Origin of the sequence: Leeuwenhoekiella nanhaiensis, assembly GCF_002744755.1 — a bacterium.
Lineage (GTDB): Bacteria > Bacteroidota > Bacteroidia > Flavobacteriales > Flavobacteriaceae > Leeuwenhoekiella > Leeuwenhoekiella nanhaiensis.
Genome location: NZ_KZ319288.1, coordinates 39938 through 62066, shown reverse-complemented (window position 1 = coordinate 62066; position 22129 = coordinate 39938). Strand labels below are relative to the sequence as shown.

The 22129-nt window shown below is 38.8% G+C and carries 22 protein-coding genes and 1 tRNA gene; 11 read left to right on the top strand and 12 right to left on the bottom strand.

All coding sequences use genetic code 11. From position 1 onward, the window contains the following. Positions 1-17 precede the first annotated feature (17 nt). The gene (locus tag CJ305_RS03915; protein ID WP_099644949.1) at positions 18-1247 is read right to left on the bottom strand and encodes an HD domain-containing protein; all 1230 of its coding nucleotides are present in this window, start codon (positions 1245-1247) and stop codon (positions 18-20) included. Positions 1248-1326: 79 nt separating this feature from the next. On the opposite strand from CJ305_RS03915, the gene porX reads away from it, so the two are divergent. The 5 genes from porX to CJ305_RS03890 all read left to right on the top strand — a co-directional run bounded on the left by porX (position 1327) and on the right by CJ305_RS03890 (position 5883). Next, a complete protein-coding gene (gene porX, locus CJ305_RS03910; protein WP_099644948.1) occupies positions 1327-2874 on the top strand; it encodes a T9SS response regulator signal transducer PorX in 1548 nt (515 codons plus the stop codon). Positions 2875-2893: 19 nt separating this feature from the next. Beyond that, on the top strand, positions 2894-3301 hold the full coding sequence (gene tsaE / locus CJ305_RS03905) for a tRNA (adenosine(37)-N6)-threonylcarbamoyltransferase complex ATPase subunit type 1 TsaE (protein ID WP_099644947.1): 408 nt from the start codon (positions 2894-2896) through the stop codon (positions 3299-3301). Positions 3302-3633: 332 nt separating this feature from the next. Beyond that, positions 3634-4212, top strand: coding sequence for a hypothetical protein (locus CJ305_RS19285; protein WP_189319380.1), 579 nt, complete (start codon positions 3634-3636; stop codon positions 4210-4212). Positions 4213-4287: 75 nt separating this feature from the next. Further along, the gene (locus tag CJ305_RS03895) at positions 4288-5484 is read left to right on the top strand and encodes an alanine dehydrogenase (RefSeq protein WP_099644945.1); all 1197 of its coding nucleotides are present in this window, start codon (positions 4288-4290) and stop codon (positions 5482-5484) included. A 15-nt stretch (positions 5485-5499) separates the two neighbouring features. Further along, a complete protein-coding gene (locus CJ305_RS03890; RefSeq protein ID WP_099644944.1) occupies positions 5500-5883 on the top strand; it encodes a hypothetical protein in 384 nt (127 codons plus the stop codon). An 18-nt stretch (positions 5884-5901) separates the two neighbouring features. Here the strand turns inward: CJ305_RS03890 and CJ305_RS03885 are convergent, their stop codons facing one another. Beyond that, positions 5902-7074 (bottom strand): proline dehydrogenase family protein, encoded by a 1173-nt coding sequence (locus CJ305_RS03885; RefSeq protein ID WP_099644943.1) that lies wholly within the window; start codon positions 7072-7074, stop codon positions 5902-5904. An 89-nt stretch (positions 7075-7163) separates the two neighbouring features. Between CJ305_RS03885 and aroB the strand changes: the two genes are divergently transcribed. Together aroB and CJ305_RS03875 are read left to right on the top strand one after the other, a co-directional pair. Then, on the top strand, positions 7164-8243 hold the full coding sequence (aroB, locus tag CJ305_RS03880; RefSeq protein ID WP_099644942.1) for a 3-dehydroquinate synthase: 1080 nt from the start codon (positions 7164-7166) through the stop codon (positions 8241-8243). Between the two features lie 74 nt (positions 8244-8317). Beyond that, positions 8318-8653 carry a hypothetical protein gene (locus CJ305_RS03875; protein ID WP_099644941.1) on the top strand — a complete coding sequence of 112 codons (336 nt, stop codon included), beginning with the start codon at positions 8318-8320 and terminating at the stop codon, positions 8651-8653. Between the two features lie 62 nt (positions 8654-8715). On the opposite strand, the gene trxB is transcribed toward CJ305_RS03875, so the two are convergent. Continuing rightward, positions 8716-9672 carry a thioredoxin-disulfide reductase gene (gene trxB / locus CJ305_RS03870; protein WP_099644940.1) on the bottom strand — a complete coding sequence of 319 codons (957 nt, stop codon included), beginning with the start codon at positions 9670-9672 and terminating at the stop codon, positions 8716-8718. Between the two features lie 188 nt (positions 9673-9860). Here trxB and CJ305_RS03865 point away from each other — a divergent pair, with 188 nt between their 5' ends. Then, on the top strand, positions 9861-10991 hold the full coding sequence (locus CJ305_RS03865; RefSeq protein WP_099644939.1) for a PQQ-dependent sugar dehydrogenase: 1131 nt from the start codon (positions 9861-9863) through the stop codon (positions 10989-10991). Continuing rightward, positions 10988-11440 carry a c-type cytochrome gene (locus CJ305_RS03860; RefSeq protein WP_099644938.1) on the top strand — a complete coding sequence of 151 codons (453 nt, stop codon included), beginning with the start codon at positions 10988-10990 and terminating at the stop codon, positions 11438-11440. The genes CJ305_RS03865 and CJ305_RS03860 overlap by 4 nt, the downstream gene beginning before the upstream one ends. A gap of 6 nt (positions 11441-11446) precedes the next feature. On the opposite strand, the gene CJ305_RS03855 is transcribed toward CJ305_RS03860, so the two are convergent. Further along, the gene (locus tag CJ305_RS03855) at positions 11447-11893 is read right to left on the bottom strand and encodes a hypothetical protein (protein ID WP_223248794.1); all 447 of its coding nucleotides are present in this window, start codon (positions 11891-11893) and stop codon (positions 11447-11449) included. Positions 11894-12123: 230 nt separating this feature from the next. Between CJ305_RS03855 and CJ305_RS03850 the strand changes: the two genes are divergently transcribed. Beyond that, a tRNA-Pro gene (locus CJ305_RS03850) sits at positions 12124-12198 on the top strand. A 543-nt stretch (positions 12199-12741) separates the two neighbouring features. Here CJ305_RS03850 and CJ305_RS03845 read toward each other — a convergent pair. The 6 genes from CJ305_RS03845 to CJ305_RS03825 all read right to left on the bottom strand — a co-directional run bounded on the left by CJ305_RS03845 (position 12742) and on the right by CJ305_RS03825 (position 19800). Beyond that, positions 12742-13356, bottom strand: a complete 615-nt coding sequence (locus CJ305_RS03845) for an alpha/beta hydrolase (RefSeq protein ID WP_099645450.1) — start codon at positions 13354-13356, stop codon at positions 12742-12744. A 707-nt stretch (positions 13357-14063) separates the two neighbouring features. Further along, on the bottom strand, positions 14064-14219 hold the full coding sequence (locus tag CJ305_RS19410; protein ID WP_189319379.1) for a hypothetical protein: 156 nt from the start codon (positions 14217-14219) through the stop codon (positions 14064-14066). A 42-nt stretch (positions 14220-14261) separates the two neighbouring features. Further along, on the bottom strand, positions 14262-14660 hold the full coding sequence (locus CJ305_RS03840) for a BLUF domain-containing protein (protein WP_099644936.1): 399 nt from the start codon (positions 14658-14660) through the stop codon (positions 14262-14264). Positions 14661-15148: 488 nt separating this feature from the next. Continuing rightward, entirely contained in the window at positions 15149-15322 is a 174-nt protein-coding gene (locus CJ305_RS03835) for an adenylosuccinate synthetase (protein WP_143469344.1), read from the bottom strand. A gap of 271 nt (positions 15323-15593) precedes the next feature. Next, positions 15594-16571 carry a bile acid:sodium symporter family protein gene (locus tag CJ305_RS03830; protein WP_099644934.1) on the bottom strand — a complete coding sequence of 326 codons (978 nt, stop codon included), beginning with the start codon at positions 16569-16571 and terminating at the stop codon, positions 15594-15596. Positions 16572-16671: 100 nt separating this feature from the next. Then, positions 16672-19800, bottom strand: coding sequence for a beta-galactosidase, LacZ type (locus CJ305_RS03825; RefSeq protein ID WP_099644933.1), 3129 nt, complete (start codon positions 19798-19800; stop codon positions 16672-16674). 436 nt (positions 19801-20236) lie between these two features. On the opposite strand from CJ305_RS03825, the gene CJ305_RS03820 reads away from it, so the two are divergent. After that, positions 20237-20485, top strand: a complete 249-nt coding sequence (locus CJ305_RS03820) for a hypothetical protein (protein ID WP_099644932.1) — start codon at positions 20237-20239, stop codon at positions 20483-20485. Between the two features lie 184 nt (positions 20486-20669). On the opposite strand, the gene CJ305_RS03815 is transcribed toward CJ305_RS03820, so the two are convergent. Further along, positions 20670-20858, bottom strand: coding sequence for a hypothetical protein (locus CJ305_RS03815; protein ID WP_099644931.1), 189 nt, complete (start codon positions 20856-20858; stop codon positions 20670-20672). Positions 20859-20904: 46 nt separating this feature from the next. Further along, the gene (locus tag CJ305_RS03810; protein WP_099644930.1) at positions 20905-22029 is read right to left on the bottom strand and encodes a formylglycine-generating enzyme family protein; all 1125 of its coding nucleotides are present in this window, start codon (positions 22027-22029) and stop codon (positions 20905-20907) included. Positions 22030-22129: the final 100 nt, after the last annotated feature.

Below are 22129 nucleotides of genomic sequence, written 5' to 3'. Positions count from 1 at the left end.
AAAATAGCAAAAAAGCCTTAAAACAAATGCTTTGGATAACAGATATAGTTTTTGGTGATTACCTTAGATAAAGCCTTGAGGCTCAATTGATCACTCGCTGATATTACATCAACAACCTTTCCTTTTTTAGTCAGAATATTTATTGCTTCCTTTTTTAAGGTATAGGCCTGATTTGTTATTGTCCCAGTGAAAACAAAATATTCCGCCTCCGCATCGGTAAGGTTCATTTGTCTTTTAACCGCATCTTTTTGCTCAGTTATGAAGTCTGAAGCAAAAGGTTTCTTCTTAATTTTTATTCGCGGAAGCTTTCTGTTTATTATAATTTGAGAAAGCTTTCTCAATACAAAATCATCATGGTCGCACCAGGATTTCATAGCCGATATTACATCGTAATCATCCAGTTGAGCAAATACCTCCAATGCGTGATCATCAAATACCCCTTCTGCATTGGTCTTTTTTAGAAAAAATGATAGAGGTTTACTGGCTGGTAAATCAATCCCCTTATGCGTCAGCTCTTTGGCTCTCTTGAGAACACGCACCAGGACCTGTTCTGCAACCAGACTGGTCTTATGCAGGTAAACCTGCCAATACATAAGCCTGCGCGCCACCAAAAATTTTTCAATAGTGTAAATTCCTTTTTCCTCAACCATCAGATGATTTTCTTTTACATTAAGCATTGCCAGGATACGATCTGTATTGATATTTCCTTCGGCCATACCTGTATAAAAACTATCCCGTTTCAGGTAATCGGTGCGATCCATATCTAATTGACCGGACACCAATTGATGCAAAAATGGACGATGATAACTTCCCTTAAAAATTTTAATAGCCAGGGTTAAACTTCCGTTAAACTCCTGATTTAGCTTCTCGATAAAGAGCAGCCCTATTTGCTCGTGATTGATATTTTCTACAATGCTATTTTCCATTGCGTGTGAAAAAGGTCCGTGACCTATATCGTGAAGTAAAATAGCAGCCATTGCAGCTTCCTTCTCATCGGCACTAACGCTAACCCCTTTTTGCTCAAGCTTTTCAAGAGCCTTTTGCATGATATGCAAACAACCGATCGCGTGATGAAAACGGGTGTGATGCGCTCCCGGATATACCAGGTAAGACATCCCCATTTGAGAAATACGACGCAATCGCTGAAAGTAGTTATGCTGTATTAAATCAAAAATGAGCCCCTTGGGGATGGTAATAAAGCCATAAATAGGGTCGTTAATTATCGTAAGTTTGTGAGGAGTCTTCAAACAAGAATTCTTTTGAATTACACTATGCGAAACGCATAATCACAAGCATTGTGCTTGCTGAAAAACAAATATACTATATATGAGTGCTATTAAAATACTTTGGGTTGATGATGAAATCGATTTATTAAAACCCCATATTCTCTTTTTAGAAAAGAAAAATTATGAAGTTTCTACATGTAAGAGTGGAACTGAAGCCATTGAGCTGGTTGAACAGGAAAATTTTGACGTTGTTTTTTTAGATGAAAACATGCCTGGATTGACTGGATTAGATACGCTAAGCGAAATTAAAGCAAAGCGAGATACGCTTCCGGTCATTATGATTACCAAAAGTGAGGAAGAATACATCATGGAAGAAGCCATAGGTTCTAAAATCGCAGATTACCTGATTAAGCCCGTGAATCCGAATCAAATTCTTCTCAGCCTAAAGAAAAATCTGGACACGAGCAGATTGATTTCAGAGAAAACCACGCTAAACTACCAACAGGAATTTCGAAAAATTGCGATGGATATGGCCCAGGTCAATTCGTTTGAAGAATGGGCCGAACTGTATCAGAAACTTATCTATTGGGAGCTCGAGCTGGAAAATATTGAGGATCAGAGCATGCAAGAAATACTTGAATCTCAAAAAACGGAAGCAAATAATCAGTTCTTCAAGTTTATAGAACGCAACTATGAAGATTGGTTTTCTGATGATGACAAACCCGTAATGTCACATACGCTTTTCAGAGATAAAGTAGTACCTCATTTAGAAAAGGATGCTCCGGTCCTATTAATTGTAATAGACAATTTACGTTACGATCAGTGGAAATCATTTGAGCCTATTATAAGTAATTACTATAAAAAGGAAAGTGAAGCTCCTTATTACAGTATACTTCCTACCGCTACACAGTATGCAAGAAATGCAATTTTCTCAGGCCTGATGCCCAGCGATATGGAGAAAAAGCACCCGGACTTATGGCTAAATGATACCGATGAGGGAGGGAAAAACCTAAATGAGGATAAGTTTCTGGAAGCTCAATTAAAAAGATTGGGATTAGACCTGCAGTGGGAATATCATAAAATCACCAATCTCAAGAGCGGAAAAAAATTGGTTGAAAATTTCAATTCCCTTAAGAACAATGATCTTACCGTTTTGGTTTACAATTTTGTAGATATGCTAAGCCACTCCAAAACAGAAATGGAAGTGATCAAGGAGCTGGCTTCAAATGATAAATCGTACCGTTCGCTCACCGAAAGCTGGTTTAAAAACTCCCCTCTCTTAGAAATGATTCAAAAATCGCAACAGCTGGGCTTTAAAATCATTCTGACTACAGACCATGGTACTATAAATGTGAAGAACCCTTCCAAAGTTATTGGAGACAAGAACACGAGTCTCAATCTACGCTACAAAACAGGAAGAAGTCTTACCTACGAGGACAAAGATGTTTTGGCTGCGAAAGACCCTAAAAGCATACATCTGCCTACCATAAATATGAGCAGCTCGTTTATTTTTGCCAAGGGAGATTTGTTTTTCGCCTATCCCAATAATTATAATCATTATGTAAGCTACTTCAGAAATACGTACCAGCACGGTGGCGTATCGCTTGAAGAAATGATCATTCCTTTTGTTGTGTTAAATCCGCGATAATATTTAAACCCCTAAACAAATGACTATAGCATATGGCCTAGACGAAGTAGATGAAGTTGCTCAAAAAATCATCGAGTATTCCAAACATAAAATCATTTTGTTTGAAGGAAATCTGGGCGCAGGTAAAACGACATTAATAAAGGCGCTTGTAAGAGCCTTGGGTTCAAAAGAATACGTTTCGAGCCCTACGTTTTCTTTACTCAATGAATATCAAACTGAAGATGGAGACCCCATTTACCATATGGATTTATATCGACTGAAAACCGAAAATGAAGCTTTCGATTTAGGCTTGGAGGAGGTTTTGGAAAACGATTTTTGGAAATTTATTGAGTGGCCTGATAAAATTAACAGTTTACTAAGTTCAAATTACCATTCGGCGAAAATTATATCGACTAACGAAAAAAAGAGAAGTTTGGAATTTATTTAACTTTGTTAATTTTTAGTTAAAATAAAAAATATATATTGAAGATTTTTCCTACTTACAAGAATTAAATTAAAAGTCATGAATTTAAATTATACGAGTAAGGTAATTATTCTTAAATTGGGACCCTAATAAGATGTCGGTAAAATGCGTTAAGGATTTTAGCAGCGATGCAAATGTAGGGATTTCATAATAAGATGTTTTTTGTTTAATGTTTTTGATCTTTGTTTCAACAAATCATTAATAATACTCAAAAACATTTATCATTATGAAAATCAAAGCTTTACTCCTAGGCCTTTTAATTGCAGGTGCAACCGCAGTTACTTATACATCACAAGATGACAGTGCAGATTATGCAGAGAAACAAATCAGGAAAAGCAGGATCTCTATCCCTACTAACGGGTAGTCTTATTGCGGCATTTATTGTTGCTTCTCCTTATTTTTTTTATTTATATGAAGGTTTCCCAGAAAGTAAATTTTGGGAAACCTCTTTTTTTGGTATCAAACTAAGTTATCGAAGTATAAATTTCGATGGAGTTGATGTAGTGGCGTGGATTGTTTTCAGTAAACTAATTCCAATGTTACTTTTTTTGATATGGTTTTTAACATGCAAACATTGGTGGTATCACGCAATTTTAGTGCCTATTTGTATGTATGGATTTCAGATTGTAAGTACTTTTAACGATGACCTAGCATTTACTGATAGCGTTGATATTTATTATATGGCACCTATTATTCTTATAGCATTGATTTTCCTGTATACAGTAAGAATGAAAATCTTTGATCGTATTCATAATATTGATCTATCTGAACTGGAACGTGTTACAATTAAAGGTGAGATTAAAGACGATGAACCTATTAATCAGTATAGTAATAGCTTTGAAGACGATGACGACGAGCCTCTGTTTATGGGGTAATTAATAATTTTTCAGCTTCTTTTTTCATTCTCTATTTTATGCGTAATTTGAAGTCTAGCACTCGAAATGACATCCATGATTTCAAATAGTCCGTTTTCACGCGAAGAACTACTTCCTCAAGAGGAAAAACTTGAAATAAAACAGAAAAAAGGTTCTTTATTTATTGGAATTCCTAAAGAAAACCATTTTCAGGAAAAACGAGTATGTTTGACTCCTGATGCAGTAGGTGCTCTTACTGCTCATGGTCACCGGGTTCTTATTGAATCTAACGCTGGGGCTGATGCCCGTTTCTCAGATCACGACTATTCTGAAGCCGGAGCTGAAATCACTTCTGACCGCGCACGCGTTTTTGGCTGCCCAACGGTTTTAAAAGTCGAACCCCCTTCCCTGGAAGAACTGGAAATGATTAATCCACAAACGGTGATCATTTCAGCCATTCAACTTAAAACTCAGAAGAAAGAATATTTTAAAGTTCTTGCTACTAAACGGATCACAGCATTAGCCTTTGAATTTATTAAAGATGCCGATGGTACCTATCCTGCTGTAAGAGCCTTAAGTGAAATTGCAGGAACGGCTTCGGTGCTTATCGCCTCAGAAATTATGTCCAGACCAGAACATGGCAACGGATTGATGTTTGGCAATATAAGCGGGGTTCCTCCTATTGAGGTAGTAATTATTGGAGCCGGAACCGTTGGAGAGTTTGCAACCCGTTCTGCTCTTGGCCTTGGTGCCAACGTCAAAGTTTTTGATAATTCGCTTACCAAGCTGAGATGCCTTCAGGTTAACGTAGGTAGACCTTTATATACTTCAACCATTCAGCCTAAAAACTTACTGAAAGCCCTAAGACGATGTGATGTCGCTATAGGTGCTGTACGTGGCAAGGAGCGTTCCCCGGTAATTGTTTCAGAAACCATGCTGGAGTATATGAAACCCGGTTCAATAATTATTGATGTGAGTATAGACATGGGAGGCTGTTTTGAAACCAGTGAAGTTACCTCCCACGATAAACCCACTTTTGTAAAACACGGAGTTGTACACTATTGCGTTCCAAATATTCCCTCACGTTATGCGCGTACTTCTTCGATTTCTATAAGCAATATTTTCACCCCCTACCTGATTGAAATAGGTGAACACGGTGGGCTTGAAAATAGCCTTCGAATAGATAAGGGTTTGAAAAACGGATTGTATTTTTACCGCGGAATTTTAACCAGCAAATCGGTAGCAGATTGGTTTGATCTTCCGTTTAGAGATATTAATCTGCTCTTTTTTTAAGCACAATCACATTTCATGAAAATTTTATATCGCCTCGGCTTTTATCTTGGTGGCTTCTCTATAGGTCTTATTTTACTAGCTTTTTTTATAAAAGGAAGTGGTGTTGAACTACCTTCGTGTGATTATTTACCAAACGCACGCCTGCTGAAAACCATTCGAAATAATGGATACGCGCTCTCCCCTCAGGCTGAAAAACAACTACAGGAATTGGCTTTAGATACTTCAGACCTGAACACTGTTTTTCTGGAAGGTGAGGTAGATTTCAAAAACAGTGATCCCCGAAAAGAACCATGTGGTTTTTATATTATAAACTCTCAAGAAACTATGCCAGTTCCGCTAGTAGCAAAAGTTGAGCGCTGTGATGAAGCATTTGAAGTGTTGAGCATCACTAAAAAATAGTTCTACTTAAGCTTACAGCTATAGATTTCTGCGTTTACGCTCCTGCTTGATTAACGTGAGCTCTCTGTTGGTTTGACCAGCGACTGATGTATTTTCTTCCGCTCTGCGTATCAGATAGGGCATCACATCTTTTACAGGACCAAAGGGAAGATATTTCGCCACATTATAACCGTGATCTGCAAGATTAAAGCTGATGTGATCACTCATTCCATAAAGCTGTCCAAACCAAAGGCGTTCATCTTTGCTCTCGATTTCCTTTTGAGCCATAATCTCGATAGCCAGGTAATTGCTTTCCTCATTATGAGTACCAATGAAAGCCCAGATCGTATCTAAATTGTCTAAAATATAGACTAGCATTGCGTTAAAATGCGCATCGGTTTCTGCTTTGTCTTTACATATAGGAGAGTCATAACCCTTTTCCTGAGCCCGCTCCCGCTCTTTTTCCATATAGGCACCACGAACAATCTTGACTCCCAGCTTATACCCTTTTTCCAATGCATCTTCGTGCATTTCTTTTAGGTAATTGAGACGATCCCATCGGTAGCATTGCAAAGTTGTATATACCACCGGATACTCCGTGTTGTACTTTTGCATCATTTTCAACACCAAATCATCTACAGCTCCCTGCATCCAGCTTTCTTCAGCATCTATAAGCAAACGAATGTTACACTCTTTTGCTTTATTACAGGCTTTATCAAACCGCTCCTGAATACGTTCCCATTCCTGTTTTTCACTTTCGCTTAGTGCCTCCTTCTCGGTAACTTTCCTAAGAACTTCAAACCTTCCAAATCCGGTGGGTTTAAACACGGAAAAAGGCATACCCGGTTTATCTTTCGCAAACTGAATAATACTAATTACCCGCTCTAGGGCCTCATCAAAAAGCGCTTCGGTCTCCTTACCTTCTACTGAAAAGTCAAGAACCGAATGAACTCCTTTACCATACATTGCCTTAATTGTAGGTTCGCAATCCTTTTCGCTAACTCCACCACAAAAATGATCAAATACAGTAGCCCTGATTAAACCTTCAACAGGTAAACTCGCGTTAAGAGCAAAACGTGTTACTGCAGTTCCAATTTTCACAAGTGGTTGTACAGAAATCATCTTAAATAAGAAATAAGCTCTTTCTAACTCACTATCTGATTTTAAAGAAAATGCACATTGAGTATCATCAAATATCTTTTGCTCTAACATAATGTAAATTTAGGCGCCAAATATAATTAGAATCGCAACGGGAGTTTAACAAAAAGGTACTAATTTCGCTCTCTTAAAGAAGTTTTAACATGCAGGCAGTACAGGCTAAAGACTATCAGGTTGTATTTGGAAATTCAGGTTATAACACCCTAAATAATATCTTAAAAGAAAAAAAACACAGTATCCTTTTTATACTGGTTGACAGCAATACGCACGAGTATTGTCTGTCTCATTTTCTTCAAAATCTGGAGACCGATCAGACCATCGAAATTATAGAAATTGACCCCGGGGAGGAATACAAAAATCTGGAGACCTGCACCGGTGTATGGAATGTCTTGTCTGAACTTAATGCCGATCGTAAAAGCCTGTTGATCAATCTGGGGGGTGGCGTGGTAACAGACCTTGGAGGCTTTGTAGCCTGTTGTTTTAAAAGAGGAATTGATTTTATCAACATTCCCACTACCCTGCTGGCGATGGTGGATGCTTCTGTGGGAGGAAAAACCGGAGTAGATCTTGGGTCACTTAAAAATCAAATAGGTGTCATTAGCAATCCCGATCTCGTACTGGTTGATCCTCATTTTCTGGGAACTTTACCTATGGAAGAATTGCGAAGTGGTTATGCCGAAATGTTAAAGCACGGGCTTATTCATTCTCAATCGTATTGGGACGCTGTAAAGGATGCTGATTTTTCAAAGTTTGAAGATCTCGGCGAATTAATCAGACAATCTGTGGAGATTAAGAATGAGGTGGTTTTGAAAGACCCTTACGAAAAAGACCTGCGCAAAAGCCTGAATTACGGGCATACTTTGGGTCACGCCATAGAGTCTTTGTTTATGGAAGACAGCTCGAAAAACCGACTGCTGCACGGAGAAGCTATTGCTGTAGGTATGATTTTAGCCAATTATCTTTCGCGGGAAATTACCGATTTCGATAATACGCTGTGTGATGAAGTTTCAAAAGCTATTTTAGACTTTTACCAGCCCGTTAGTTTTACAGAACAGGATATAGAAGACATTATTAAGTTGCTCAAGTATGACAAGAAAAACAGTCACGGTACAGTTTATTTTGTTTTGCTTAGTAAAATAGGTTCTCCCGTGTTAAATCAGAAGGTTTCAAATGAACTGATTTTTAATGCCTTTGATTACTATAAAAATTTAAGTAAGAAATAAGTAAAATGCCTTGCAGAAGCAAAACGTTTTTTTTTACATTTAACCACTCATAGCACTTAAACTAAATTATACTTATGCGTCGCGTTATTGTCGATTTTAAAAAGCTTACTCCAGAAATACTCGCGCTTCTGGTTGATAAGTACCCCTACGGGTATGATGATGATCACATCATATCTTTTAAAAATGCAAAGAATGAACTTATAGAATGTGTTGAAGTTCGTACTGCAGATACCATCTATCTCGTAAAAGTGAGTAAGAAGCTTGAAAATACAATGGAGAATTACGACGTTGACGACTACGACGATGATGATTTGAACGAACCAATCAGCGAAATGCCAAGCAAATTGCCTGAAGACGATGATGATGAGATGATCGATGAGGCTTCCGAAGAAGAAGAGGACGAAGATTAATTTCAATCCCATAAAAAAAGCTCTCCAAATGGAGAGCTTTTTTTATATATGAATGCGAAGCTTTAGGCTTCTACTTCCTCTTCAATAGATGCCAAGTAGCGCTCAGCATCCAGAGCAGCCATACAGCCCGTACCAGCAGCAGTTATAGCCTGACGGTATTCCTTATCCTGAACATCACCACTGGCAAATACACCAGGCTTATTGGTTTTGGTGCTTTTTGGTTCGGTAATTATATAACCGGTTTCATCCATATCCAGTTGCCCTTTAAAAATATCGGTATTCGGTTTATGACCTATGGCTATAAACAATCCAGTGATATCAATTTGAATGGTTTCTTTAGTCTCATTGTTAATCATTTTTAGACCTTCAACTACCTGCTCTCCCAATACTTCCTCTACTTCGGTATTGTAAAGAACAGTAATATTCTTTCTGGAATTTACCCGGTGTTGCATTGCTTTTGATGCACGCATTTCATCTTTACGTACCAGCATAGTCACGTGCTCGCAAATATTTGCAAGATATGTAGCCTCTTCAGCAGCTGTATCTCCACCACCTACGATGGCTACACGCTGATTCTTGTAGAAGAAACCATCACATACCGCACAGGCCGAAACCCCGCCGCCTCTTAGGCGCTGTTCACTGGGAAGACCAAGATACTTTGCAGTTGCCCCTGTACTGATTATGATACTCTCTGCTTCTATTTCGGTATTGTTGTCTACTACCGCTTTATGTATTCCACCATGTTCTGAAGCAAACTCAACAGAAGTGACCATCCCAATCCGCACCTCGGTACCAAATCGCTCTGCCTGCTTTTGTAACTGAACCATCATCGTTGGACCGTCAATTCCGTCAGGATAACCGGGAAAGTTATCTACCTCGGTAGTGGTTGTCAATTGTCCGCCGGGTTCTAGGCCGGTATACATAACCGGATTCAAATCAGCTCTGGAAGCATATATAGCTGCTGTATAACCAGCCGGTCCAGATCCTATTATCAAACATTTAATTCGTTCTACTGCCATAAAATTTAATTTAATCCTTTAGGGTTTAAATCGTTTTCCATAAAACACAAAAGTACATTAATAAAAATGCATTCTAAAAAATTCCCTAAAGTCAGTTATGAGTCGTTATTAACAACAACTATTTACATAGATTACTTACGCTATGCGAAATCACTGAATATTTTCTATTTTTAGAAAAAATAGCGATTATGAAAAAGTATATATGTGTTTTAAGCTTTATGTTGGTTGGCCTTACTTCCTGTGGTCAGGATCAGCAGGAAGTAAAAGAAAATGACGTACCCATAAGCGTTTCTGAGGCCTATACCTACGAGACCGTGGTGCCAGACCTCGTAAACCCTTGGGGAATGACCTTTATGCCGGATGGAAGTATTCTGATAACCGAAAAGGAAGGAAAGCTCATTCATTTTAAAGATGGTCAAAAAAATGAAATAACCGGACTGCCGGAACTTTCAAACAGAGGTCAGGGTGGACTTTTAGACATCCAGATTGCTCCAGATTATGAAGCAAGTGGATGGATCTATATCACTTTTTCTTCAACTCAGGGTGAAGAAAAAGGAGCAAACACGGCTCTAATGAGAGCAAAAATAAGCGGCAATCAACTGACTGATCAGGAAATCCTCTACAAAGCAGGCCCTAATACCACTAAGGGTCAGCATTTTGGCAGCCGAATCGTTTTTGATAATGAAGGGCACGTATTTTTTACAGCAGGTGAACGAGGCGAACGGGATGTAAATCCTCAAGACATTACACGCGATAATGGCAAGGTATACCGTCTTAATCTTGACGGTAGTATCCCGGAAGACAATCCGTTTGTAGGAGTTGAGAATGCAAAGGAAGCCATTTGGTCTTATGGCCATCGCAATCCCCAGGGAATGATCATCAACTCAGAAACTCAGGAAATCTGGGTTCACGAACACGGCCCCAGAGGTGGTGATGAAATTAACGTCATCAAGAAAGGAGCTAATTATGGCTGGCCGGTTATTACTTATGGGATTAATTATTCAGGAACTCCTATCACCGATGAAAGACAAAAAGAAGGAATGGAGCAACCCCTGTATTATTGGGTTCCATCTATAGCGCCCAGCGGCTTTGCTTTGGTTACCAGTGACGCCTATCCTGAACTAAAAGGAAATCTTTTGGTAGGATCTTTAAAATTTGTGTATTTAGAAGCCCTTTACCTTAATTCAAATAATGAGGTCGTAAAACGTGAAAAACTCCTTGACGGAATAGGTCGCGTACGCAATGTGGTTCAAGGTCCTGATGGTATGATTTATGTAGGTGTTGAAGGCGTAGGAATTGTAAAACTGATCAAAAAATGAAAATAACTATAACAACACTAATCACCCTGATCGTTACCGGATTCGGTTATTTGAGTACTTCAAATTCAGGTGCGGAGTCTTATACTACTATCACTAAAACTACCAATGTTCAGGATGCTTTACAAGAAAGTATAGAACGAGGTGAAACGGTTTATGAGGATTTCTGTATGCAGTGTCACCTCCCTACCGGAGAAGGGGTTGCAGGTGTCTATCCGCCGCTGGCCAAGGCAGATTACTTGCTTAAAAACCGCGAAAAAGCAATCCACTCTGTTAAATATGGTCTCAAAGGAGAAATCACCGTTAACGGAGACATATACAATAGCGTAATGCCATCTCCCGGACTTTACGACGATGAAGTAGCAGATGTGATGAATTACATCTTACATTCCTGGGGGAATACAAGTCCTAAAATGGTAACGGAAGCCGAAGTAAAAGCCATTAAAGAATAGCTGATTTTATTCAATACGTCTATAGTTTTCTGAGGAAATGCGATTGCCTTCATCATCTACACTGATTTGACTGTACGCATTTTCAGAAATCTGAAGCTCAAAAGTGAAGATGCGTAGCGTATCTATCGCACTCATCATACTCTCTGAACCGTATTCTAAAGTCTCGATGAGCATATCATCTGCTACTTTATAGTTACCATAGCCAAACCACTCAACAGAATCCTTAGGCACATAACGCGTCCACATCACTTTATCTGTGGTATACATCTTTATTTGCCTGTAACCATCAGTAGTAGGTAATGTGTCTGAAATCTCGTTATTATCGTAATAATAAAAACTTTCCAATTCCCAGGTGCCTTTAATCAGGTGATCAGGATGGGTGTCATTAGTTGTTTTAAGGCTGCTTAGGAGTACTACAGACATTAAAGCGAGGATATAATATTTAAGTTTCATAATAAAGACAATTAATTAATTCCTATTGACAATCTTAAGTTACAAAAAATATAGTATCAACAAATGAAAACGTTATAGTTTTATAATTTTTCAACGAAAACAACTACTCATTGAACAAAAACAGAATTAGAGCCTATTTCATAGTGAATATCATATTATATCTTCTACAGTAAAGTTTTAAAAGACTTTGCAGTATATCTTAAATAAGTATATTTGCAGCCTGAAAATTTCGGGATGTAGCTTAGTCCGGTTAAAGTGCGCGTCTGGGGGGCGCGAGAGCGGAGGTTCGAATCCTCTCATCCCGACGAACCAAATTTTGGTTAATCTAGAACAGCCTGTTAATCGTTTGACTAAAAGGCTGTTCTTTTTTTATGGTAAAATCTTAAGATATACAGGTCAACGAATTACCACGCTCATCAATTTCATACGTAAACTGCGTAGCAGAAAACCCTTCAGTCTCTGAAAAACTTCGAGACCATTTTTAAATTGTAGCGTAGGATCGATAAACACCCCATTCGTTTTTTTCTGATGCATTCATCGTACAGATTGTGCCGTTTGGTTTATGGGAATCATATTTACTTTTGTAGTAAACCACTCTTCCCAGCTCATCAAGGCGAACTTCCTCCTCAACGGTGTAACAGGAGCACCATGCGTGACCTGTAAAGAGCAAAAGCGTAATTATCATTCTTATCGATATCTTAATTGCTTTTTTCTGAAATTTTCAAAACTTATTATGTATTTAAAGAGACTGAGCTTTAGAAAATCCCAGGTAAATATGACAATTGCTATATTTTTTACATTTGCAGATTAGAGTCTATTAATAATTAGAAAAAAGCTATTTATCAATACTACAAACTATACTGGGCATTTGCCCAATGTATTGTTGGTTTAACCCATTCACTTAGGGGCTTAAACAAAAAGCCGTGCCCCAATCCTGTTTTGAGTTCAATTTCTTTAAAATGCCTGATCGTGCAGGTTGAGCTTTCCTTACGCTGTATGGCAGATACCCCAAATGGATCGGTCTTTTCATAAATGGTCAGGATATTACCACAAAAATTGATTTCCGGAATGTTTTGCAGATCTTCGTCTCTAAAGCTTGCAATGAACACAAAATTTAGATCAGGGTTATTGGCCAAGGTGGAAACGTATTGCGCGATATATCCACCTTTAGAAGTCCCTACAACTGTTATATGCTGTGGCTCGACTCCCGTCTGCATTAAACTGTCAATCTGGTTGACTATGTAGCCGGCGTATTCCCGAGCGTTTACATTAGCATTTCTCAATTCGCTAATTACATTCAACCCGCTTTTTTCAAATGCAGCCAGGATTTCCTTATACTCCGTTCGTCCGTATTCCGGGTGTAATTCGTTGAGCTCGTGTTCCTCTAAAAATCGATTATGAAGAAAAAACAAGTAGCGCTTATCTTTTTTTTGGTAGCGGTTGAGTACCTCTAAAAACTTTATTCCACCTGCTTCCGTCTGGTCATTTATAAAACCTTCATACTCCGGATGGTTTGTAGCAACCCAATTTAGAAGCTGTTCTCTGTTTTTTCCCCAGGTTTTTTCATCAAAATTGAGATATTTCGTTTCAATTTCAGCAATTTTCCCATTTTTGAATTTAAATGTTTCCTGTGTTAAAAATGGTTTTTGCATAAAGAATGCTATGCGTTTATCTGTTTTTGAAACGGTTGTAACGACGCTTTCATTTGCTATATTTAAAGCAAGAACTTTATAGGTTGGATCAAAGACTGAGTCCCATTTTAGCCATTTTTCTACATAATCCTTTTTTGAATACTTAACCTGATAATCATATTCCGGTATTTTTGCAAGAAGGCTATCGCTTATCACATTGAATAGTTTAGAACTGCTCGATAGATCAAGGGCTGTGAAATAGTCTTTGGTGATCGCGATTCTATTTTTTGGAGATGAAGGGTCACCACATCCGTATAGTATAAAAAGCAAAAGAATCAGCGTGTATATTTTCAGTTTGATGGCTTTTCCTTTTCTAGATATTCGCTTTTTCATGGTTCAAACTGGGTCAGTTTTTTTTAGTATTCTTTACCAATATACGGGGGTTTTGCTAAGCATTTAGGATTCAAAACCTATTTAAGAATGCTAATATAATGATTCTTAAAAAAATCTTAAATTCTTAAATTTTGGAGTTGAAAGTACTATTCCATTATGCTTAAAAAATAGAGCGAATCTGAGTGACTTAAGAATTTCCCGGATTGCTCATTTACATAATATGCACTCAACCTGCCCAGTTGGTTGATGATGAATCCCATTGCGAAACCATAGCCCTTTGGCGGGATCAAAACCGATTTCATGTTTTAAGGGCACATCCAATCGCAGATTGAATATTTTCTTAATTATGCTTTTAAAAATGTTTTTATAATACTCTCAACACAAGCAGAGGTAGTAGAAATCGCTCTATTATCAGCCAAAAAAACTCTCAGACTTTCAAGCCCATTATAGTCGTGAACAATGCTAAAGCCGGTTTGATAATTTTCAAAAACGCGAATACTCTCCCTAGTAAATAGCGTGATTACATTTTTATGTCTTCTATCCTTTTTAATTTTTTTAAATAAGGTAGTTATTACGTTTTTGTCTCCTTCTAGAACCTGAAAAAAGCTTCCATCCTTATGGATGAGCACACCGGTTATCTGTTCTTTGTTATTATTTTGAACAGTCTGTTCATAGAGTAAAATAAGATCTTCTTTTTTTAACTCTTTAAGTTCATCGCTTACGTAGCAGATAGAATACATCATTGGAGGTTTCTACAAATAATTCTTTTAAATGATGCTACTTTATACTTCGTCAATAAATCAGAAGGGCTTCTCATAAAGCGCTACCTCTTTTGGCTTAAAAATGCTCGCAAAACCAATAAAGCCTATAGAATCAAATTCAGCTAAACGAAGAATACATTATAATTCAAAACAATGTAGTTCTACTTTACAATACTAAGCGGATTTATCTAGAAAGTTTTGGCTAATAGCCTACTGATAGTATGGTAAATGGTTTCTCCGTCATCGGGAAAAGGAAAATTGTTGTTGAAAATTTCTGTTGATATAAACATCTCATAGCTTTTTGTTTTGCTGTAGCTATGCACTACGACATTCTTAACAAACTCTTAAATTTTGACTTTATAGAACCCGTCTTCATACACTATCCTAGGGGATGGCTGGGCTTTGACTGGGAGTTGCCCCTCCTAGAGGAGCTATGTAGATTATTTTTAAGTGAGAATAGGCATTAAAGCTTAAGGTTTCCTGCGTTTCTTTCTCCAAATAATATAAAGTATAATAAGGATTACAGGCAGGATGACAAACACAACCAGATCAAAAGGATCTTTAAGATTAACCGGAAGATTATCATCGGGATTTTGGGTTCCCGGGGGAAGCTGTAGAATTGCGAAAAATAGGTTTATCATCATCCCAGAAATTTAAAGTTTCACAGGATGATGTTGTATTAAAGAAAACACAAACTTATTTCTGAATTAATGTAGGCTTCCCCCCTTATAGGATACCTTTAAATTCGATAAATAATTAATATTGACCTCCCCCCTTATTTAGGTACTGGTCCTAACGAGAGAATCCGGGGCAATTTAATTCTGTTCAAAATGAGCTACAGACTTTTTCAAAATTACCGGTTCGGCAACCAATAACTTGTATTTCATAAGTTTTGGCAATAAAACCAAATGAAATCTATGTTAACCGGTTGTGGTTTACTTTCTTATAATGAGATGCGATCCCGCTAATGATCAGTATTTGAAAGATATGAAACAGCATCAGCGGAAGCAGAATAAGACCCAGTGATGCAAAATTTTGAAATAAAATCTTCGAAAAAACAGTCCCGTGTACCAGTGATTTTTTAGTTCCACAAAATTGCGCTGTTATTCGGTCTTCTAAAGAAAAACCAAGCCTCTTTGAAATGATACTGATCAAACTATAGATCAATCCAAAAAGCGCCAAAACACCGGCTACAATAAGAAGCAAATCGGCAATAGAAATGCTGCTGAATAAGCCTTCTGAAAACGATTTTGCAAAACTTTTATAAATGATGATCAATATGATCCCTTTATCAAAAAGCGAAAGCTGTTTGCTGTATTTCTCCAGGAATGGTCCAAAAATCAATTGTAACAAGAAACCCAGAATCAGCGGTACTAAAACCTGAAAAACAAGACTCAGGTAAATTTCTGAAAAATCAAAATCAACTGTAGCTGCATCTACAAAAAGACCTATCCACAACGGAGTGACCAAAATCCCGATAATGCCCGAAATGCTGGCGTTAAAGATTGCTGCCGGAAGATTACCTTCGGCTATTGAAACCATAACCACAGATGTACTTACCGTAGATGGTAATGCAGACAGGAAAAAAAACGCCAGCCAGATAAGTTCCTGCTCTTCATTTTGCACAAAGGGCCTTAGCAGTATGACCAGAACCGGAAACAGCACAAAGGTGCTCGCCTGAATCAAAATATGAAGTTTCCAGTTTTTAAGACCTGCTTTTAGTTTTTGCGGACTTAATTTAAGACCGTAAAAAAAGAAAATCAGGGCAATACCTACCGTACTTATCGTATTTAAGACATCAGCTGAGGCTCCTGCCCCCAATTGTGGAAGAAAGTACGCGGTCGCAACTACGATTACGATCGCAAATACAAACCTGTCAAATTTTAATTGCATCGATAAGGATAAAATGATTAGCTGTTTCAAGCGCCCTAAGGCGCCTTATTTCTGGCCAATACTAAACATTTAAATCTATTTATAACGCTAAAAGCTCTCTTTAAAAGTCAAACTTCATCGTAAAATCAAATGCATACATCCCGGGAAAAATACGGTACTTTTCGTGAGGTAGCGCACCCCAACTGTCATCACCTCCTACCCCACGCTGCACTAGATCTATATGCCATTCTACAAAAGATTCTAAAGCGACATCTTCAGGATGGCGTTGCTCTTTTTCAGCGCCGTCGTCAAAACTTTCCTGAGCAAAAGGCATGGCGCTGGTTCCAAAAGTTCCTGTAGACGAAACCTCTATAACATCTCCTCTGGAATTTTTTAAACGTGCCCAGCGCACATCGGTTTTATAGCCGTTTTCCTGAGGACGCGCGTATTTAAAACGCTGATCTTTCACCGGAGATTCGTACAAACCAACCAGAGCCGAAGTTTTGCGATCTGTATAATTTTCGTGCGGTCCTCTTCCAAAATAGCTAAACGTATCAAATTCGGGCTTGATACGGGTTCTGAATCCTATACGTGGGATTTCCGGAAGCTTATTGTTCAGAAAATCAAATTCACTGTGCACATTCAAAGTTCCATCTCCATAAATCGTATAGCGTACAGAAGCGGTTTGATTTTGTAAAGCCGGAATAACATAGTCAACAGCTATCTCTACCAGACCCGGTAGATCCTGAGTGCTTTCAATTCCCAGAACCTCAAATTGACTCACAACATCTTTCCAAACCGCGCTTTTCTCATGCATTTTGTTACCGTAGTCGTTATCTGTTGGAGCCCTCCAGAAATTTGGTTCTAAAGGCATTTCTAAAAGCGATTTCCCTTTTTTCTCGATCGTCTTAACCCATCCGGTGGTCTTATCAACTGTAATTTTAAAGTCAGCACCCGATACAGTAATTACCGTATCATCCTCATTCAGCTTTAAATTGCCTTCGGATGCGTTCGTAACTTCCTGGATAAGGCTAACCGGTAATTTAAACTGCTCGTAAGCTACAACGTGATTTGCAGGAACCAGGTCTCTTTCGGTCTTCGATTTTAAATACACATTTAAGAAGTATTCGGTATTAATCGCAGGCTCAAAATCGGGAATATTGAGTTTGATCACTTTTGAAGACAGCGCGTCAACTTCCACATCACCGTAAGTTCCTTTCTTAAATTCTTTCCCATTAGCTTCCAATACCCATTCCAACTTCAGATTAGACAAAGCATCAAAACTGTAATGATTGGTTAACTTAATTTCCCCGGTTTTCAAGTTCAAAGCTTCCAAATATATAGGCTGATAAACTTTCTTCATCTCAAACAAAGCCGGATGCGGTTTACGATCTGGAGAAACCAGTCCATTCATACAAAAGTTGTTATCGCTAAGCACATCTTCAGGACCGAAGTCTCCCCCGTAAGCCCAGAAACCTTCGGTATCTTTGCCTTCTTTAACCAGACCCTGATCTACCCAATCCCAGATAAAGCCACCCTGTAACTGCTTGTATTTGTAGATCACATCCCAATAATCCTGAAAATTTCCAAGGCTGTTACCCATTGCGTGGGCATATTCGCAGGGAATAAGCGGCCGGTCTGTGTGATTACGCGCGTAATGCTCCATCCCTTTAATGCCGATGTACATATAAGCAACAATATCGGTATTGAACTCCTCACCGGCACGTTCATATTGTACGGGACGGGTAGGGTCATTTTCCTTGATCCAGTTGTACGTATTGTAAAAATTGACTCCGTTACCGGCCTCATTACCCAGAGACCAGATAATCACACTGGGATTGTTGCGATCCCGTTCCACCGCGTTTTTAGTTCGGTCTAAATGCGCAGGCCCCCAATTGGGCTGATTGCCTAAGGTTTTATCCAGATCATAACCTATGGCGTGGGATTCGATATTTATTTCGTCAACGACGTAAAAGCCATAGGTATTACACATTTCGTAAAACACAGGATCCTGAGGATAATGACAGGTTCTGATCGCATTGATGTTATTTTGTTTCATCAGCTCCAGATCAAGCTTTCGGGTTTCAATATCTACATAGTGACCGGTCTCAGGATGATGCTCGTGCAGATTCACCCCGCGCAGCGTCACCGGTTTCCCATTTACCTGCAACAAACCGTCTTTGATTTCAACCGTCCTAAAGCCTATTTCCTGATTGATTACCTGCGTAACTTTTCCGTTTGATTTGAGAACAAGTTCCAGCTCATATAAATTTGGAAACTCTGCAGACCACTGCGCCACATCTTTGATTAGGGTGTCGAAAGTTAGTTCAGCACCGGTTGTTTCTTTTTCTTCGGAATAAATAAGGTTTCCGTCTCGTTTAATCTGAACGGCTATGCCTGAAGTATGATCTGATTTTTGCTGGTGATCCTCCAGTTTTACCGAAAGATTAAATTTTCCATCCTGATAATCATCAGTAAGCACCGAAGCTATCTCGAAATCCTGAATTCGTACCTGTGGAGTTGCCACTAGAAAAACGTCGCGCTCTATACCCGATAATCTCCAGAAATCCTGATCTTCAAGATACGAACCGTCGCTCCAGCGAATGACTTTTAAGGCCAGTGTATTTTCGCCGTCAACCAGATATTTGGTCAGGTTAAAGGCGGCAGGTGTTTTAGTATCCTGACTGTAGCCTACAAATTTTCCGTTTAGATACAGGTAGAATGCCGAATTAACCGAGCCAAAATGAATAAATACCTGCTGATTATCCCAGTCTGAAGGAAGTTTAAAACGGGTACGATAAAGCCCTGTAGGATTAAAATCTTCAGGTACTATCGGGCTACCATCCGGGTTGATGCCCCAGTTTTTAAAAGGAAATTGAATGTTGGTGTAAATAGGATAATCGTACCCATACATTTGCCAGTCACCCGGCACCGGAATTTCATCCCATTTTGAGTCATTCAAATCTGTTTTTTCAAAACCCTTCAAGGCATTTGCGGGATTTTCAAACCATTTAAATTTCCAGTTTCCGTTTAGGGAAAGATAATAGGAGGACTTTGCAGGGTTATGCGATCTTGCGGCTTCTTCATTTTGATAGGGAATAAACCAGGCGGTAGGTTCTTCCTTATTAATCCGGAAGACCTGTTCATCCTTCCAGGCATTGGAGTAGTCGGCAGAACTATTCTGAGCCTGGAGACTAAAGCTAAACAGGGCTACACTAATAAGGTTTAAGCAAAAAGTAAAGTTTCGCATAATAGATTTGTTTATAACTGGTTTTAGATCGCTAAAAGATAAAGATCACAGGTTTTTAACTATGAAAACAACGCCAAGAAAGAAGAAAATTAGTATTTAATAGGCGATGTAAAAACACGTTCAACGATTTTTATGCTCTCAAAACTATCTGAATAGTACCGATTTTACCTTACCTAATTTTGCCATACCTGATACTTTTTTTGCAAAAAAATCACTTACATACCTGTAACTGCCTAAAAGCGCCGATTCATCAAACAAGACACGTTTGGAATCTGCTTTCTACGCTTTCTAATACTTTACGATGACTGCACTTTATATCCCCCAATATTATATGACTGAATTTCAGTATTTTAAAAAGCTTCGCAAGTAAGACCAATATCTGGAGAAACGTCTGTATCTTTAGACCACATTTGTAAAATCCCTATAATTATTAAAAATGTCAGAACAAACAAAACCAATTAATGACTACGAGCTTTACCTCGTAAGTGCTCTAGCTCACGGAGCTAAAGTATCAGATCTACCCGCAATTCTTGGCTATTTTGGATTTAGTGCCCACTCCATGGGAAGTATTGAAAAAAAGCTGAAGGCTATGCGTAAAAGCCAGGGCTGCTCAACGAATATGCATCTTGTTTATGTTTTAAGGAAAAAGGTCATAGATGTTGATATTGCCAAGGCTCTGAGTTAATTCAATATTCGAAATCCCTTTCAAATTCTATCACCGGGTCAAAACTGCTGGATTTTATTTATGCCTTGAAGTATTTGAAGAATAGTAGATTCAATACGCGCTGATCGCCGGTGCCGTAAATTTTAAACCCGCTGTAAGTTATTCTACTGCGGGTTTTCATTTTAATACCCGAGTTTTCCAAAACTTATTCTTTAGCGCTGTTGGTTTTTAGGATGTTCACGACCAGTAAAACCGACCCAATAAAAGCGAGCAGTATAGCACCTAAGAATATCCAGGTTTGATTAGATTTCAAATCAAAACTCGCTAAATCAAAATTGAGAATGTTGAGCAGCATTGCCAGTATAATCAATATAAGTACAAGATTTCTGATCATAGTTCAGGTCTAAGGCAGTTTTAGATTTTTAATTTGAAGCAAAAAATTATTTTGAAAGTTGGTCAGGTGTTGCTATGGTTCTAAAGCCGGTATGATCTGAAGAGGAATCAAGGGTTTGCCCCATTCGGGCAGAAATGCGGTAACTGGCACAATACGATTTATCACATAGGAATGAGCCGCCTTTAATAACCTTTTCCGGTTGGTATGGATTTTCAGGGTTATAGGATTGCGCAGGACCTTTTGGATTTAGCGTTTCATTACCCGCCAGACTTTCGTAGTAGTTTACAGAAAACCAATCCTGCGTGAGTTCCCATACATTTCCGGCCATATCGTAAATACCCAGTGAGTTGGGTTCAAACGAAGCTACGGGAGCAACATATGAGAACCCGTCTTCGGCAAGATTTTTATTGGGAAAATTCCCCTGCCAGGTATTGGCTTTTTTAGCAAGTTGCGATTCATCGTCGCCCCAGGTATAGACTCCGCCGTGCATTTTTCCGTGTGCTGCTGCTTCCCATTGAGCTTCGGTAGGGAGTTTGCGGTTTGCCCACTCACAATAGGCCAGAGCATCTTCATAAGCGATATGAACTACAGGATAATCATCCTTTCCTTCAATTGTTGACTCCGGCCCCTGTGGATGCCTCCAGTTGGCTCCTGTTTTCCATTCCCACCATTGCGCGTAATTTCTCAAGTCGGTAATGCCTTCTGCTTTCCTGTTGAAAATTAAAGAACCGGGCTGCAAAATACTGTCTGCAGGTTTCGGCGTACCGGGTGGCAAGTCTTTCTTCATTTCTTCCCAGTCTACAGGGCGCTCTGCAACAGTCACATAGCCGGTTGCCTCAACAAAAGCCTTAAACTCAGCGTTGGTGACTTCGGTCTTATCTATAAAAAATCCATCAACAGCCACCGGATGTGCCGGTTTTTCCCGAGGTAAAGCAAGTTCGTCTCCAGATCCTGCTCCCTGAGTAAACCGAATACCGGAAACCCAAACCATGCCTTCGGGAGTGGGTATTGAATCGGGCTGTTCTACCACTAATTGATGCTCCGTCTGCTGTGGAGTATCTGAAATTTCTTCTGAAGTGGTAGTATTTTTAGGCTCGTTCCTGCAGGAAATACAAGCCAGAATAACACAGACTAAAACTAATCGTACACTTCGATTTTTATAAAATAACATAGTTCCGTTTAAGGGTTAAAACCTGCTAAAAGCAGGCAGATAACAAATCTAAATAAAAAAGTGCGGCTTTACGTTTTGTAAAAAAAGCCTCGTTTACTGA

What these genes read in the sequence shown, in the direction of transcription:
- trxB (WP_099644940.1), bottom strand. Translation starts at nt 9,672, where the DNA reads ATGGCAGTAGAACGAATTAAATGTTTGATAATAGGATCTGGACCGGCT.
- CJ305_RS03875 (WP_099644941.1), top strand. Translation starts at nt 8,318, where the DNA reads ATGCGTCGCGTTATTGTCGATTTTAAAAAGCTTACTCCAGAAATACTC.
- CJ305_RS19410 (WP_189319379.1), bottom strand. Translation starts at nt 14,219, where the DNA reads ATGAAATCGGTTTTGATCCCGCCAAAGGGCTATGGTTTCGCAATGGGA.
- CJ305_RS03820 (WP_099644932.1), top strand. Translation starts at nt 20,237, where the DNA reads ATGTCAGAACAAACAAAACCAATTAATGACTACGAGCTTTACCTCGTA.
- CJ305_RS03865 (WP_099644939.1), top strand. Translation starts at nt 9,861, where the DNA reads ATGAAAAAGTATATATGTGTTTTAAGCTTTATGTTGGTTGGCCTTACT.
- CJ305_RS03830 (WP_099644934.1), bottom strand. Translation starts at nt 16,571, where the DNA reads ATGCAATTAAAATTTGACAGGTTTGTATTTGCGATCGTAATCGTAGTT.
- CJ305_RS03890 (WP_099644944.1), top strand. Translation starts at nt 5,500, where the DNA reads ATGAAAATTTTATATCGCCTCGGCTTTTATCTTGGTGGCTTCTCTATA.
- aroB (WP_099644942.1), top strand. Translation starts at nt 7,164, where the DNA reads ATGCAGGCAGTACAGGCTAAAGACTATCAGGTTGTATTTGGAAATTCA.
- CJ305_RS19285 (WP_189319380.1), top strand. Translation starts at nt 3,634, where the DNA reads ATGACAGTGCAGATTATGCAGAGAAACAAATCAGGAAAAGCAGGATCT.
- CJ305_RS03815 (WP_099644931.1), bottom strand. Translation starts at nt 20,858, where the DNA reads ATGATCAGAAATCTTGTACTTATATTGATTATACTGGCAATGCTGCTC.
- CJ305_RS03840 (WP_099644936.1), bottom strand. Translation starts at nt 14,660, where the DNA reads ATGATGTATTCTATCTGCTACGTAAGCGATGAACTTAAAGAGTTAAAA.
- CJ305_RS03860 (WP_099644938.1), top strand. Translation starts at nt 10,988, where the DNA reads ATGAAAATAACTATAACAACACTAATCACCCTGATCGTTACCGGATTC.
- CJ305_RS03895 (WP_099644945.1), top strand. Translation starts at nt 4,288, where the DNA reads ATGATTTCAAATAGTCCGTTTTCACGCGAAGAACTACTTCCTCAAGAG.
- CJ305_RS03825 (WP_099644933.1), bottom strand. Translation starts at nt 19,800, where the DNA reads ATGCGAAACTTTACTTTTTGCTTAAACCTTATTAGTGTAGCCCTGTTT.
- CJ305_RS03855 (WP_223248794.1), bottom strand. Translation starts at nt 11,893, where the DNA reads ATGAAACTTAAATATTATATCCTCGCTTTAATGTCTGTAGTACTCCTA.
- CJ305_RS03810 (WP_099644930.1), bottom strand. Translation starts at nt 22,029, where the DNA reads ATGTTATTTTATAAAAATCGAAGTGTACGATTAGTTTTAGTCTGTGTT.
- CJ305_RS03835 (WP_143469344.1), bottom strand. Translation starts at nt 15,322, where the DNA reads ATGATGATAAACCTATTTTTCGCAATTCTACAGCTTCCCCCGGGAACC.
- CJ305_RS03885 (WP_099644943.1), bottom strand. Translation starts at nt 7,074, where the DNA reads ATGTTAGAGCAAAAGATATTTGATGATACTCAATGTGCATTTTCTTTA.
- tsaE (WP_099644947.1), top strand. Translation starts at nt 2,894, where the DNA reads ATGACTATAGCATATGGCCTAGACGAAGTAGATGAAGTTGCTCAAAAA.
- porX (WP_099644948.1), top strand. Translation starts at nt 1,327, where the DNA reads ATGAGTGCTATTAAAATACTTTGGGTTGATGATGAAATCGATTTATTA.